We start from the raw sequence: 13,631 nt of genomic DNA, 5'->3' as shown, positions 1-13,631 counted from the left end.
GACGACGGCGTGCGCTCGTTCGTGTCGAGGGCGGGTGGCATGATCGCTCCCATGACCCAGCCCGAGATGACAACCCTGACGGACGAGGTCACTCGCGCCGGCTACTACCCCGAGCTCGTGCTCGGCACGCTGCGCACCGCGCTCGCCGGCGAGGAGCCCGTCGCGAGCCTCGTCCAGGCGGAGACCACCTTCGACGAGGCCGTCCACCGCCACCTCACGGTCCTGGCGCTCACGCCCGGACGGCTCGTCATCATCCACGTCGACGACGCCCTGCGCGAGGACGGCTCACCCGCGGCCGTCGCCACCAGCGAGGCCGTGCCCGTCGGACGCATCTCCTCCGTGGCCCTCACCCACGGCGTGAGCATGCCCGCCGCCGACGGCGGCCGGCTCACCGAGATGACCATCGCCCTGTCCTGGGGCGCCGTGCGCCGCATCGACCTGGAGCCCGCCACCTGCCCGGACCCCGACTGCCAGGCGGACCACGGCCTGACCGGTGTGTCCATGCCGGACGACATCGTCGTGCGCGTCGCCCTCGGCGTCGAGGGGGACCAGGCCCTCGCCCGCGCCGAGGCCTTCGCCATCGCGCTGTCGCGCGCCACCGCGCGCTCGTCCCTGCACTCCCAGGGCCTGGTGTGAGCACCGCCGGGCCCGGCCAGGACGGCACGTCCCACCTGCGCCAGGTACTGGGCGCGGCCGCCGTCAGCGCCGGTCTGCGCCTGCGCCGGCCCACCGCGGCGGGCGCCCTGAGCCAGGAGGAGGCCGCTGCCACCGCCGCGGCCTGGGGGATCCTTCCCGACGACGACCGCGGCCCCCGCGCGGGCGGAGGCACCGTCGTCGTCCTCGTCGACGGCCTCGGGCTGGAGAACCTGCGCGCCCGCAAGGGCCACGCCCCCACACTGCGCTCCTGGCTGTCCGGCGCCGAGGCCGACGCCGGCGCACCCGGCCCCGAGGCCCGCACCTGCCTGCCCTCCACCACCGCCGCGGCCCTCAGCACGCTGGGCACCGGTGCCCTGCCCGGCACCACCGGCATGGTCGGCTACAGCGTCCTCAGCCCCCTGGCGGCACGCGAGCGCCTGGCCGGGCGCCGGCCCTGCCGCGAGGACCAGCTGAGCCTCATCAGCTGGGAGGGGCACGGCCTCGACCCCCGCGCCTGGCAGGACGTGCCCACCGTCTTCGAGCGCCTCGAGCGCGACCCCGGCAGGCCCCGGCGCACCGACGGCCAGAGCGCACCGCTCGCCGTCACCATCGGCCCCGCCCGCTTCGCCGGCTCCGGGCTCACCCTGGCCGGCCTGCGCGGCGCCGCCCACCGGGGGGCCGACCGCATGGAGGACCGGCCCGGCCTCGCCGTGCGCGCCCTCGCCCAGGGCGTGCCGCTGGTCTACCTGTACGTCGGCGAGCTCGACCACGCCGGCCACGCCCACGGCTGGCGCTCAGCCCAGTGGCTCACCCAGCTCGAGCGGCTCGACGCCGTGCTCAGCGAGCTGGTGCGCCGCGTCCCGCGCGGCACCCGCGTCCTGCTCACCGCCGACCACGGCATGGTGGACACCGACGCCGACCACCGTGTGGACCTGTCAGCGGACCCGGTGCTGGCGCGTGACGTCGTCGCGGTCGCCGGGGAGCCCCGTTTCACGCACCTGCACGTCACCGCAGCGGCCCCCGCCGTCGCCGCCGAGACCGCCGCCCGGTGGCGCGAGCGGCTGGGGGACAGGGCCCTGTGGGTGGGCACGCGCGACGAGGCCCACACGCTGCTCGGGCCGCTGAGCGAGCGGGCCCACTCGGTCGTGGGCGACGTCGTGGTCGCGATGGCCGGATCCTGGGTGCTCGTGGACCCGCGCGTGCACTCTCCCGAGGCCATCGCCATGCCCGGGGTGCACGGCTCACTCACCGCGCAGGAGACGACCATCCCCCTGCTCGTCACCCGCGCCTGAGCGGGCCGGGCGCCTCACTCCGGCTTGGAGCCGAAGACGATCTCGTCCCAGGAGGGCACCGAGCGGCGGGCCCGCCGCCTCGGCCTGGGCTCCGGCGTCGCGGGCATGTCCGGCAGGGCGTCCTGCCTCGCCCCCTCCCCGGAGGTCTCGGAGACCGTCTCGGGCTCGGCGGGCGCGGACCCGGGTGAGGACGCCGACACCGGCGAGGCAGCGGAGGCAGTGGACCCCGCACGGGGCAGGCGGGAGCCCGCCGGGTGGTTGCCGGTCAGGGCCCGGCGACGCTCCTGCATGGAGACCACCTGGGCGTGCCCGTAGGGCGAGGTGACGGGCCCGGCCGCCCCGGCCTCCTCCTCGTCCTCAACCGGTGAGACGACCTCGGCGCGCCGGCCGCGGCTCGAGGCGAGGTCCGCCAGCAGGGCCTCCGTCGGAGAGGCCGCAGGACCCGCCTGGCCACCGGCCGGCGCCGGGGCACCCGGCTCAGAGGAGGACTCCGGGGCGGGACGGTCGTGCCCGGGGGCGTGCGGGGACTCATCCGCCCGGCCCGGCTCCTCCGCCACCGGTGCCGCCGCCCGCGGGCGGGAGGCGGCCCGCACGGCCGAGGAGTCCTGGTCGAAGACCTCCGCCATCCGCGGGGCGGCAGCCGCCTCGGTGAGCCAGCGCGACTCGTCGTCCATCGCGGACACCGAGCGGGCGGCGAGGTCGAGCTCCCACCGGGCCTGCTTCTCCTCAGCGCCCTGCACGAAGGTGAGGACCACCTGCCACGGCTCACGGCCCTCGCGCAGCGCGTCCCACTGCAGGCTGGAGGGCTCCACCCCGCGCGTGGCCAGACGGTCGACGACGAGCTCGCCCAGCACGGGGGAGTCCTTCTCCCAGCCGATGCGGCAGGTCTGCGCCTGGGACACGGCCCAGGCGCGCTCGGCGACCACCGGGCCCTCGAAGCGGCGCACGTGCTCGACGTCCATCCCGGCGGCCTGGGCGACCTCCTCGGCGGAGGCGCCCGCACGCATGAGGGCCTGAAGGTCGCGCGGGCGCACGACCGTGCCGGGCGCGGGAGGCTCGGGCGCAGGGGCCAGCGCCGCCGGGCGGGCCCGGCGCACGGCAGCGCGCAGGGCGTCGTCGACGATGATCGCGTACCGCTGCCCGTCCCGGTCCGTCATGACGACGCGGTCGCCGTCGGCGCCCAGCAGCTCGAGCTCGATCATGGGGTCGGCCTCCTCAGTGCCCTTCAGCGGTCCCGCAGGGCTCCGGGTGCCACCGGTGCCCTGCGCGCCCAGACTGCCACCTCAGGGCCCGACCGCCCGGGAGGCGGGCCCGGTGAGCCGTGTGAGCCGGTGCGCGCGAGGGCTCACGACCGTGTCACGTCCGTGTCACGACAGGGTGTTCCGACACCGGTGCGGTGGTGCTATGGTGCGCGTGCCCTGCCCACAGGGGCGTTCCGGCTCGTCCCCACGGGCGGGACGGAACCCCGGCGGCCCAGTGCCGCTCAAGCCGCAGCGACCGCCGTCCACGAGGAGAGAGTGACGAGCCATGGCGACTGACTACGACGCCCCGCGCAAGAACGACGACGAGCCCGAGGCCGACTCTATCGAGGAGCTCACCGCCCGGCAGAAGGACCACTCCTCGGAGGCCATCGAGGAGGACGAGAACGAGGTCGCCGAGGGCTTCGAGCTTCCGGGTGCGGACCTGTCCCGTGAGGAGCTCAGCGTCCACGTGGTGCCCCAGCTCGAGGACGAGTTCACCTGCTCCGAGTGCTTCCTCGTCCACCACCGCAGCCAGCTCGCCTACGTCGACGACGCCACGGGCCTGCCCGTGTGCACCGACTGCGCCGGCTGAGACCGGCACCCGCGCTGCCCCGTGAGCGGGACCGCCACCGCCGCACCCTGACAACCACAGAACCTGGGACCGACCGGTCCCACCAGAGGAGCTCCCATGGGCCTGTTCTCCCGCCGGCGCGACGACGTGCGCACCGCCGACTCGCACGAGGAGGACACCGCGGCGGAGGCCGACGAGGCCGCCGGGACCGACGAGCAGCCTCAGAGCGCCACGGGCCCGTGGGACGTCGCCGACGCGCCCGACGCCCCCCGCATCGACCTCGGCTCCCTGCGCGTGCCCGCCGTCGACGGCATGCAGATGCGCCTGGACCCGCCCCGCGAGGGCGCCGCCCCCGTCGCCGTCGTCCTCGCCCTGGGCGGATCCACCCTCGAGCTGCGCGCCTTCGCCGCCCCCCGCACCGCCGGCATCTGGGAGGAGCTGCGCGCCGACATCACCGCCGAGCTCACCCGCGCCAAGGCCAGCCTCAAGGTGGTCCAAGGACCCCACGGCACCGAGCTGCTGGCACAGGTGCCCGTGCCCAGCCCCGAGGGGGACAGGGCCAGCGTCCCCGTCCGCTTCATCGGCGTCGACGGCTCCCGCTGGTTCCTGCGCGGCGTCCTGCAGGGGCGTGCCGCCACCGATGACGAGGCCGCTGCCGCCCTGCGCGAGGTCCTCGACGGCGTCGTCGTCGTCCGTGACGGCCAGGCCCGCCCGCCCCGCGAGGTCCTGCCCCTGCACGTGCCCGGCGCCGCCCCGGCCCCCGCCGCGCACGACCTGCCCGGCCTCGACCCGATTGAGCCCGGCCCGACCATCGCCGAGGTCCGATGAGACTGCTGTCCCGGCTGTCCCAGGCGGTGGCGGCCCTGAGCCCCAGCCGGGAGCAGATCGACGCCGACGACGAGGCCCGCACCGCCGCACGCCGGGGCACGACGCCCGTCGGCCAGGTCGTGCCCCGCACCCGCACCACCGTCTCAGGCGTCCTCAGGGCCGTCACCTACGGGCCCGCGACCGCCAAGCCCGTGCTCACCGGCCAGCTCTACGACGGCACCGGCAGCATCGACCTGGTGTGGATCGGGCGCCGCTCGATCGCCGGCATCCGCCCAGGCGTCCACCTGCGCGCCGAGGGCGTGGTGGCCGCCGGCCGCACGCGCCCCACGATCTACAACCCCGCCTACGAGCTCCTGGGGGAGGACCGGTGACCGGCACCTCACAGGACAGCACCGGCAAGCACCCCGCCGGAGCGCGCACCGGCCTCGGCGCGATCAGCGGCGAGCGCTTCGACGCCGCCGCCGCGGTGGGCGGCTGGCGGGGCGTGACGGAGTCCGTCCTGCCGACACTCGTCTTCGTCGTCGTCATGGCCCTGCGCCCGACGGCGCTCGTGGCGGCCGTGGCGGCCTCACTCGCCCTGAGCGCGCTGGCCACCGCGGCGCGCCTGGCCCAGCGCCAGCCACTGACCCAGGCCCTGGGCGGTGCCGTCCTCGCCCTTGTCAGCGCCGTGTGGGCCTGGCGCAGTGGCCAGGCGTCGAACTTCTACGCCACCGGCCTGCTCATCAACACCGTGTGGCTCACCGGCTGCCTCGCCTCCCTCGCGGTGCGGTGGCCGCTGGTGGGCGTGCTCATGGAGCTGTGGCGCGCCAGCGCCCAGCAGCCCCCTGAGCCGGAGGACGCCCCCGGCACGGGGACCCTCACCGGTGGTGCCGACGGCGCGGCGCCCGGTGGCGCGCCGGACGGGCAGGCCGCCCCACCCGGCTGGTCCGCCTGGCGCACGGACCCCGGTCGGGCCGCGGACCGCCGACGCTACGCGCTCGGCACCGTCGTGCTCAGCGCGATGTTCGCCCTGCGCCTGGTCGTGGAGGTCCCGCTCTACCTCGCGGGCCAGGAGGCCGTCAGCGCCCTGGGTGTCGCGCGCCTCGTCCTGGGGGTGCCGCTGTTCGCCGTCACCCTGTGGTTCGTCTGGCTGCTCGTCAGGCCCGCCCACCGCCCCTGAGCCCGCCGGCCCCGCCCAGCAGGGCGAGCCAGCGGCAGGAGCCGCGGGCCCGGTCCGGCCCTCAGCCGAGAGCCGGCGCCTGCTCCTCAGCGCCCTGGGGGACCGGCTCGTCCTGGGCGGTGAAGATCAACGGGATCTCCGCCAGGGCGCTCTCACCCTCCTTCGCCGTGAGGAACAGCAGCTCGTCGCCGCGCTCGAAGCGCTCGTCCGCGTCCGGCGTGATCGGCCGGTAGTCGCGCAGGATCGCCGACAGCACCGTGTGCGGGGGCAGCGGCACCTGGCTGACGAGCTCACCGATGACGGGCGAGTCGTCCGGCAGGGTCAGCTCGTGCATGTGCGCGCCCGACTGGTGGAAGCGGAAGACCGACACGAGCGAGCCGACGCTCACCGCCTCCTCCACCAGGGCCGTCATGATGCGCGGGGTGGACACGGACACGTCCACGCCCCAGGTCTCATCGAACAGCCACTCGTTCTTCGGGTTGTTCACGCGCGCCACCGTCCTCGGCACGCCGTACTCCGTCTTGGCCAGCAGCGAGACGACGAGGTTCGCCTTGTCGTCACCGGTGGCGGAGACCACGACGTCGGCGTCACCCGCGCCGGCCTGCGCCAGGGCGTCGACGTCGCAGGCGTCCGCCAGCAGCCACTCGGCGTCCGCCACCGAGGCCACGCGCATGGCCTCAGGGGAGCGGTCCACGAGCGTGACCTCGTGGCCGTGGGAGATGAGCTCGTGGGCGATGGAGCGGCCGACGGAGCCGGCACCGGCGATGAGGACCTTCATGGCTCAGGCCTCCTGCACAGGGAGACGGGACAGGGCTCGCTGCACCGCGGGCAGACGGTCCGCGGGCACCACCACGTGGAGGCGGTCGTGCTCCTGCAGGATCGTCGACGCCGTCGGCACGAGCGCGGAGGAGGCGCGCGAGACCCACGCCACACGCACCTCGAGGCGCTCCTCCAGGACCGCGACGCTCGTGCCCACCCAGGCGGACGACACGTCCGGCTGCACGAGGGCGACGGCCCCCGAGGGGTCCTCCGCCTCCCTCACGGTCACACCGGGCAGGACCCGGCGCATCATCTGCTCGGCCGTCTCGCGCACGGTCGCGACCGTCGGGATGCCCAGACGCTCGTAGACGTCCGCACGGCGCGCGTCGTAGATGCGCGCGACGACGTGCTCGACCCCGAAGGTCTCGCGGGCCACACGGGCCGCGACGATGTTCGAGTTGTCCCCCGAGGACACGGCGGCGAAGGCGTAGGCCTCGTCGATGCCGGCCTGCTCAAGGGCGTCACGGTCGAAGCCGATGCCCTTGACCTTACGGCCCTGGAAGCCCGAGGGCAGGCGCCGGAACGCGTCCGGGTTCTGGTCGATGACGGCCACCGAGTGGCCCCTGCGGTCCAGCTGGGTCGCCATAGTGGCTCCCACGCGGCCGCAGCCCATGATGACGAAGTGCACGAGCGGAACGGTACTCCCCGTGTGGCCCGCGCCGGGCAGCGGACGTAGGCTCCTGCTCCATGCGTGACTTCGCAGACCGCCTCAAGCGTGTCCTCGTCGGGCGCCCGGTGCCCAGCAAGGCCCTCGGCGAGACACTTCTGCCCAAGCGGATCGCCCTGCCGGTGTTCGCCTCCGACGCCCTGTCCTCGGTCGGCTACGCCCCCGACGAGGTGCTCGTCACCCTCGCCGTCGCCGGCGTGGCCGCCACGGCCCTGTCGCCGTGGATCGCCCTGGCCGTCGTCGCCGTCCTCGTCGTCGTGGTCGCCTCCTACCGCCAGACCGTCCACGCCTACCCCTCCGGCGGTGGCGACTACGAGGTCGTCACCACCAACCTCGGCCCCCGGGCCGGGCTGCTCGTCGCCTCCTCCCTCCTCGTGGACTACGTCCTGACCGTCGCCGTGTCCGTCTCCTCCGGCGCCGGCTACCTCGCGGCGGCCGTGCCCGCCCTGGCCCCCTACAAGGTGGAGGTCGCCGTCGGCGTCGTCACCCTGCTGGCCCTGCTCAACCTGCGCGGCTCACGTGAGTCGGGCAGTGCCTTCGCCATCCCCACCTACCTCTACATGGCGGCCATCGGGGCCATGGCCGTGGCCGGCCTCGTCCAGGAGGCCACCGGCACCCTGGGCCGGGCCCCCAGCGCCGCCTACGAGGTGGTCGCCCAGGGCGGCTGGGAGCACGGGCTGACCGGCCTGGCCGGCGCCTTCCTCGTCCTGCGGGCCTTCTCCTCCGGCTGCGCCGCCCTCACCGGCGTCGAGGCCATCTCCAACGGGGTGCCCTCCTTCCGGCGCCCCAAGTCCAGGAACGCGGCCACCACGCTGCTGCTCCTGGGCGCCATCGCCGCCGCCATGCTGCTGAGCATCATCCACCTGGCGGGAGCCACCGGCGTGCGCATGGTCGAGGACCCCGCCACGCAGCTGCTCAACCACGGCGCCCCGCTGGGCGAGGGCTACCACCAGGACCCCGTCATCGGCCAGATCGCCGCCACCGTCTTCGCCGGCTTCACCCCGATGTTCTACCTCGTCACCACCGTCACCGGGCTCATCCTCGTCCTGGCGGCCAACACGGCCTTCAACGGCTTCCCGGTGCTCGCCAGCGTCCTGGCCCGCGACGAGTTCCTGCCCCGCCAGCTCTCCCAGCGCGGCGACCGCCTGGCCTACTCCAACGGCATCCTCGTCCTGTGGCTGGGGGCCACCGCCTTCATCGTCGGCTTCGGGGCCAGCACCAACCGTCTCATCCAGCTCTACATCGTCGGCGTGTTCATCTCCTTCACGCTGTCCCAGGTGGGCATGGTGCGCCACTGGACCCGTGCGCTGGCCACCGCCACCGACGCGCGCGAGCGCGCCCGCATGCGCCGCTCGCGCGTCGTCAACCTCATCGGCCTGGCCGGCACCGGCCTCGTCCTGCTTATCGTGCTGGCCACCAAGCTCACGCGCGGAGCCTGGATCACGCTGACGATCATGGCCGTCATCTACCTCGTCATGACCGCCGTGCGCCGCCACTACCGCCGGGTCACCCAGGAGATCGCCGTCGCCGACCTGCACGACGCGCGCGTCCTGCCCGCCCACGTGCACGCCATCGTCCTGGCCTCGCGCCTGCACCAGCCGACCCTGCGCGCCCTGACCTACGCCCAGTCCACGCACCCGACCTCCATCGAGGCCGTCACCGTCGACACCGGCGACGGCGGCGCCGACGCCCTCCTGGAGGCATGGGAGGACGCCGAGCTGCCCGTGGCGCTGACGGTCCTGGACTCGCCCTTCCGCGACATCACCCGGCCGATCGTCTCCTACGTGCGCAGCGTGCGCCGCGAGTCCCCCCGCGACCTCGTCGTCGTCTTCCTGCCCGAGTACCTCGTGCGCCACTGGTGGCAGCAGGCCCTGCACAACCAGACCGCCCTCAGGCTCAAGACGGCCCTGCTGTTCACCCCCGGCGTCGTCGTCGCCTCCGTCCCCTGGCAGCTCGGCCTGCCGGGAGAGCGGCTCATCCACCGAGGGGTGCGCCAGACCTCCCCGACCGGCATCATCGACGCCGACCAGGCCGCGCGCGACGCCGCAGCCGACCGCCAGCACAACCCGCACGGCCAGCGTGAGCAGGACAGCCAGGAGGCCCGATGACCACCCGCCCCGCACGCAGGAGCCCCCGCCCCGGGGCCGCCCGCCCCACCGCCCACGAGGAGGTCGTGCTCGACGTCGGCGCCCCCGCCCACGGCGGGCACTGCGTCGCCCGCACCACCGACGACCCCTCCGGGCGCGTCATCTTCGTGCGCCACGCCCTGCCCGGCGAGCGGGTCCGTGCGGTCCTGACCCAGAAGACCGCCAAGATCTGGCGCGCCGACGCCGTCGAGGTCATCTCCGCCTCCCCGGACCGGGTGGAGCCCGCGTGGCCCCAGGCCGGTGCCGGCGGGGTGGGCGGGGGAGAGCTCTCCCACGTGGCGCTGGCCGCCCAGCGCACCTGGAAGCGGTGGGTGCTCGCCGACTGCCTGCGCCGCATCGGCGGTGAGGACGTCGCCCGGGCCGTCACCGAGGCGGCAGGCGGCACCGCTGTCAGTGTCGAGCCCCTGCCCTCCGAGGCCCGCGCCGAGGCCTCGCCAGACGCCCGCACCCGCGCCCTGGCCGGGACCGGCACCCGCACCCGCCTGGCCCTGACGGCCGACGAGCGGGGCCGCTTCGGCATGCACGCCTTCCGCTCCTCCACCGTCCTGGACCCCGGCCGCCTGCCGCTGGCCGTGGCGGCCATCCGCGACCTGGGCCTGACCGAGCGCGCCCTGTGGCGCAGGCACGCCCGGCCCGGCAGCCGCCTGGAGGCCGTGGCCCCCTCCGCGGGCGAGCCACTGGTCCTCATCGACGGCCAGGTCCTCACCGCCGAGGGGCGCGCCACCAGCCGCCGCCGCGTCGACGAGGTGGTGGACGCCTCCGGCCTGGGCATGGGCGAGCTGCGCTACAGCGTGCACGCCGACGGCTTCTGGCAGGTCCACGAGGACGCGCCGGCCGCCCTGGTCGACGCCGTCGTGCGCGCCGTCGTCACCGGCTCGCCCTCGGGCGGCGGCTCCTCGCCGGCCGCGGGCCGGGCGGCCGGGACCAGCGTCCTCGAGCTGTACTCCGGTGCCGGCCTGCTCACCCTGCCGCTGGCCGTCGCCGGGGCCCGCGTCGTCAGCCTGGAGGGCTCCGCCCAGGCCGTCGGGGACGCCCGGCGCACCCTGCACGGCCACGACGCGGTGAGCCTGCGCACCGGGCGCGTGAGCGCCCGGGCGGTGGACGAGCTCGGGCGCCTGGACTCCGCGGCGCCCGACGTCGTCGTCCTCGACCCGCCCCGCCAGGGCGCAGGCCGGGAGGTCATCGACGCCATCGCGGCCCTCGGCCCGCGCCGGGTGGTGCTCGTCGCCTGCGACCCGGCCGCCCTGGCCCGCGACCTGGGCTCCCTGCTGCGCTCGGGCTACACGGTCGGCGGGGTGCGGGCGCTGGACATGTTCCCGCACACCCACCACTTCGAGACCGTCGCGGTCCTCGACCGCTCCTGAGCCGGGCGCCGTTGGGCAACCCGGGCGTGACGTAAACGCGCCGGGCGCGCTCCTGCCGCCCGCCCGGTGGCGCGCGATGTTCCCGTCCCGTGACGGGGCGTCGTCTACGGTGTGGGCGGAGCACTGACGACTTCTGACCGCTAGGAGCGACGTTGACGAGCCTCGACACCTTCCACTCCCGCGCCACGCTCGACGTGGACGGCACCGCCTACGAGATCTTCCGCCTCGACGCCGTCGAGGGCCTGGAGCGCCTGCCCTACGCCCTCAAGGTCCTCGCCGAGAACCTGCTGCGCACCGAGGACGGGGCCAACGTCACCGCGGAGCACGTGCGCGCCCTGGCCCAGTGGGACCCCACGGCCGAGCCGGACACGGAGATCCAGTTCACTCCCGCGCGCGTCGTCATGCAGGACTTCACCGGCGTGCCCTGCATCGTCGACCTCGCCACCATGCGCGAGGCCGTCGCCCAGCTCGGCGGGGACCCCGCGGTCATCAACCCCCTCGCCCCCGCCGAGATGGTCATCGACCACTCCGTCCAGATCGACTCCTTCGGCCTGTCCAGCTCGCTGGAGACCAACAAGGAGCGCGAGTACGAGCGCAACGCCGAGCGCTACCAGTTCCTGCGCTGGGGCCAGGGCGCGCTGGACAGCTTCCGCGTCGTCCCGCCGGGCACCGGCATCGTCCACCAGGTCAACATCGAGTACCTCGCCCGCACCGTCTTCACCCGGCAGGTGGCCGGACCCGACGGCGCGACGCTCACCCAGGCCTACCCGGACACCTGCGTGGGCACGGACTCCCACACGACGATGGTCAACGGCCTGGGCGTGCTCGGCTGGGGCGTCGGCGGCATCGAGGCCGAGGCCGCCATGCTCGGCCAGCCGGTGTCCATGCTCATCCCGCGCGTCGTCGGCTTCCGCCTCACCGGCGCCATCCCCGCCGGCGCCACCGCCACCGACGTCGTGCTCACCATCACCGAGATGCTGCGCCGCCACGGGGTGGTCGGCAAGTTCGTCGAGTTCTACGGCGAGGGCGTGGCGGCCGTGCCGCTGGCCAACCGCGCCACCATCGGCAACATGAGCCCCGAGTTCGGCTCCACCGCCGCGATCTTCCCCATCGACGACGTCACCCTGGACTACCTGCGCCTGACCGGGCGCACCGAGAAGTCCATCCGCCTGGTCGAGGCCTACGCCCGGGCCCAGGGCCTGTGGCACGACCCCTCGCGCGAGCCCGTCTACTCCGAGTACCTCGAGCTCGACCTGTCCACGGTCGTGCCCTCCATCGCGGGCCCCAAGCGCCCCCAGGACCGCATCGTGCTCAGCGAGGCCAAGGAGGCCTTCCGCCGGGCGCTGCCGGCCTACGCCTCCGAGACGTCCAAGCCGACCCCGCTGACGCTGGCCGACGGCACCGTCACAGGGCTCGACCACGGGCACGTCGCCATCGCCTCGATCACCTCCTGCACCAACACCTCCAACCCCTCGGTCATGGTCGCGGCCGGCCTGCTGGCCCGCAACGCCGTCGCCCGGGGCCTGAGGTCCAAGCCGTGGGTCAAGACCTCGACGGCTCCGGGCAGCCAGGTGGTCACCGAGTACTACGAGAAGGCCGGCCTGTGGCCCGCCCTCAACGCGCTGGGCTTCAACGTCGTCGGCTACGGCTGCGCCACCTGCATCGGCAACTCCGGGCCCCTGCCCGCCGAGGTCTCGGCCGCCGTCAACGACGCGGACCTCGCCGTCGTCTCCGTGCTCTCCGGCAACCGCAACTTCGAGGGCCGTATCAACCCCGACGTCAAGATGAACTACCTGGCCTCCCCGCCGCTGGTCATCGCCTACGCGCTGGCCGGCACGATGGACTTTGACTTCGCCACCGAGCCGCTGGGCCAGGACCCGGACGGCACGGACGTCCTCCTCGCCGACATCTGGCCCGACCCGGCCGAGGTGCAGGCCACCATCGACGCCACCATCGACCGCGAGATGTACGCCTGCGGCTACGCCGACGTCTTCGCCGGCGACGAGCGCTGGCAGGGCCTGGACACGCCCGAGGGCGAGACCTTCGCCTGGGACGAGGGCTCCACCTACGTGCGCAAGGCCCCCTTCTTCGAGGGCCTGACGATGGAGCTGACCCCGGTCGAGGACGTCACCGGCGCCCGCGTGCTCGCGCTGCTGGGCGACTCGGTGACCACGGACCACATCTCCCCGGCGGGCGCCATCAAGGCGGACTCCCCGGCGGGCCGCTACCTGGCCGAGCACGGCGTGGCGCGCAAGGACTTCAACTCCTACGGCTCGCGGCGCGGCAACCACGAGGTGATGATCCGCGGGACCTTCGCCAACATCCGTCTGCGCAACCAGCTCCTCGACGGCGTTGAGGGCGGTTACACGAGGAACTTCCTCACCGGCGAGCAGGAGACGATCTTCGACGCCTCCCAGGCCTACCAGGCGGCGGGCGTGCCGCTCGTGGTGCTGGGCGGCAAGGAGTACGGCTCCGGCTCCTCGCGCGACTGGGCGGCCAAGGGCACGGCCCTGCTGGGGGTCAAGGCCGTCATCTGCGAGTCCTTCGAGCGCATCCACCGCTCCAACCTCATCGGCATGGGCGTGGTCCCGCTCCAGCTGCCGGCGGGGCAGACGACGGCGACCCTGGGCCTGGACGGCACCGAGACCTTCTCCATCGAGGGGCTGACGGCCCTCAACAGGGGCCTCACGCCCTCCACGGTGCGGGTCACCGCGGTCAAGGACGACGGCAGCCAGGTGGCCTTCGACGCCGTCGTGCGCATCGACACGCCCGGGGAGGCGGACTACTTCCGCCACGGGGGCATCCTGCAGTACGTGCTGCGCCACCTCGCCCGCGGGCAGTGAGGGGCGAGCGGCGGGCGCCTACCGGCTGAGCGCCCGCCGTGCGGCAGCGCGCGGCACGGCGTGA

The 13,631-nt window shown here is 74.6% G+C and carries 12 protein-coding genes; 9 read left to right on the top strand and 3 right to left on the bottom strand.

What is annotated here, in order from left to right:
- Window positions 1–51 precede the first annotated feature (51 nt).
- Together H6X67_RS05350 and H6X67_RS05345 are read left to right on the top strand one after the other, a co-directional pair.
- Window positions 52–636 (top strand): DUF5998 family protein, encoded by a 585-nt coding sequence (locus H6X67_RS05350; protein ID WP_249367218.1) that lies wholly within the window; start codon window positions 52–54, stop codon window positions 634–636.
- Window positions 633–1,928 (top strand): alkaline phosphatase family protein, encoded by a 1,296-nt coding sequence (locus H6X67_RS05345; RefSeq protein ID WP_249367219.1) that lies wholly within the window; start codon window positions 633–635, stop codon window positions 1,926–1,928. Before H6X67_RS05350 ends, H6X67_RS05345 begins: the two co-directional genes overlap by 4 nt.
- A gap of 14 nt (window positions 1,929–1,942) precedes the next feature.
- On the opposite strand, the gene sepH is transcribed toward H6X67_RS05345, so the two are convergent.
- Window positions 1,943–3,130 carry a septation protein SepH gene (gene sepH / locus H6X67_RS05340; RefSeq protein ID WP_249367220.1) on the bottom strand — a complete coding sequence of 396 codons (1,188 nt, stop codon included), beginning with the start codon at window positions 3,128–3,130 and terminating at the stop codon, window positions 1,943–1,945.
- 325 nt (window positions 3,131–3,455) lie between these two features.
- Here sepH and H6X67_RS05335 point away from each other — a divergent pair, with 325 nt between their 5' ends.
- From H6X67_RS05335 to H6X67_RS05320, 4 genes are all read left to right on the top strand, one after another.
- Window positions 3,456–3,761, top strand: a complete 306-nt coding sequence (locus tag H6X67_RS05335; protein ID WP_006549617.1) for a DUF4193 domain-containing protein — start codon at window positions 3,456–3,458, stop codon at window positions 3,759–3,761.
- A 96-nt stretch (window positions 3,762–3,857) separates the two neighbouring features.
- Window positions 3,858–4,568: a DUF3710 domain-containing protein gene (locus H6X67_RS05330; protein ID WP_249435469.1), complete on the top strand. Its 711-nt coding sequence runs from the start codon at window positions 3,858–3,860 to the stop codon at window positions 4,566–4,568.
- On the top strand, window positions 4,565–4,939 hold the full coding sequence (locus H6X67_RS05325; protein WP_249367222.1) for an OB-fold nucleic acid binding domain-containing protein: 375 nt from the start codon (window positions 4,565–4,567) through the stop codon (window positions 4,937–4,939). The genes H6X67_RS05330 and H6X67_RS05325 overlap by 4 nt, the downstream gene beginning before the upstream one ends.
- Window positions 4,936–5,727, top strand: a complete 792-nt coding sequence (locus tag H6X67_RS05320) for a DUF3159 domain-containing protein (protein ID WP_249367223.1) — start codon at window positions 4,936–4,938, stop codon at window positions 5,725–5,727. The genes H6X67_RS05325 and H6X67_RS05320 overlap by 4 nt, the downstream gene beginning before the upstream one ends.
- A gap of 61 nt (window positions 5,728–5,788) precedes the next feature.
- Here H6X67_RS05320 and H6X67_RS05315 read toward each other — a convergent pair whose 3' ends face one another.
- Together H6X67_RS05315 and H6X67_RS05310 are read right to left on the bottom strand one after the other, a co-directional pair.
- The gene (locus H6X67_RS05315) at window positions 5,789–6,505 is read right to left on the bottom strand and encodes a potassium channel family protein (protein WP_249367224.1); all 717 of its coding nucleotides are present in this window, start codon (window positions 6,503–6,505) and stop codon (window positions 5,789–5,791) included.
- A 3-nt stretch (window positions 6,506–6,508) separates the two neighbouring features.
- Window positions 6,509–7,174, bottom strand: a complete 666-nt coding sequence (locus H6X67_RS05310) for a potassium channel family protein (protein WP_249367225.1) — start codon at window positions 7,172–7,174, stop codon at window positions 6,509–6,511.
- 59 nt (window positions 7,175–7,233) lie between these two features.
- Here H6X67_RS05310 and H6X67_RS05305 point away from each other — a divergent pair, with 59 nt between their 5' ends.
- From H6X67_RS05305 to acnA, 3 genes are all read left to right on the top strand, one after another.
- A complete protein-coding gene (locus H6X67_RS05305; protein WP_249367226.1) occupies window positions 7,234–9,321 on the top strand; it encodes an APC family permease in 2,088 nt (695 codons plus the stop codon).
- Complete coding sequence (locus H6X67_RS05300; RefSeq protein WP_249435468.1) at window positions 9,318–10,724, top strand: class I SAM-dependent RNA methyltransferase; 1,407 nt, start codon at window positions 9,318–9,320, stop codon at window positions 10,722–10,724. The genes H6X67_RS05305 and H6X67_RS05300 overlap by 4 nt, the downstream gene beginning before the upstream one ends.
- A gap of 152 nt (window positions 10,725–10,876) precedes the next feature.
- On the top strand, window positions 10,877–13,567 hold the full coding sequence (acnA, locus tag H6X67_RS05295) for an aconitate hydratase AcnA (RefSeq protein ID WP_249369298.1): 2,691 nt from the start codon (window positions 10,877–10,879) through the stop codon (window positions 13,565–13,567).
- Window positions 13,568–13,631: the final 64 nt, after the last annotated feature.

Source organism: Actinomyces sp. AC-20-1 (assembly GCF_023369555.1).
Taxonomy (GTDB): Bacteria; Actinomycetota; Actinomycetes; order Actinomycetales; family Actinomycetaceae; genus Actinomyces.
This window is presented reverse-complemented; position numbering and strand designations above follow the sequence as displayed.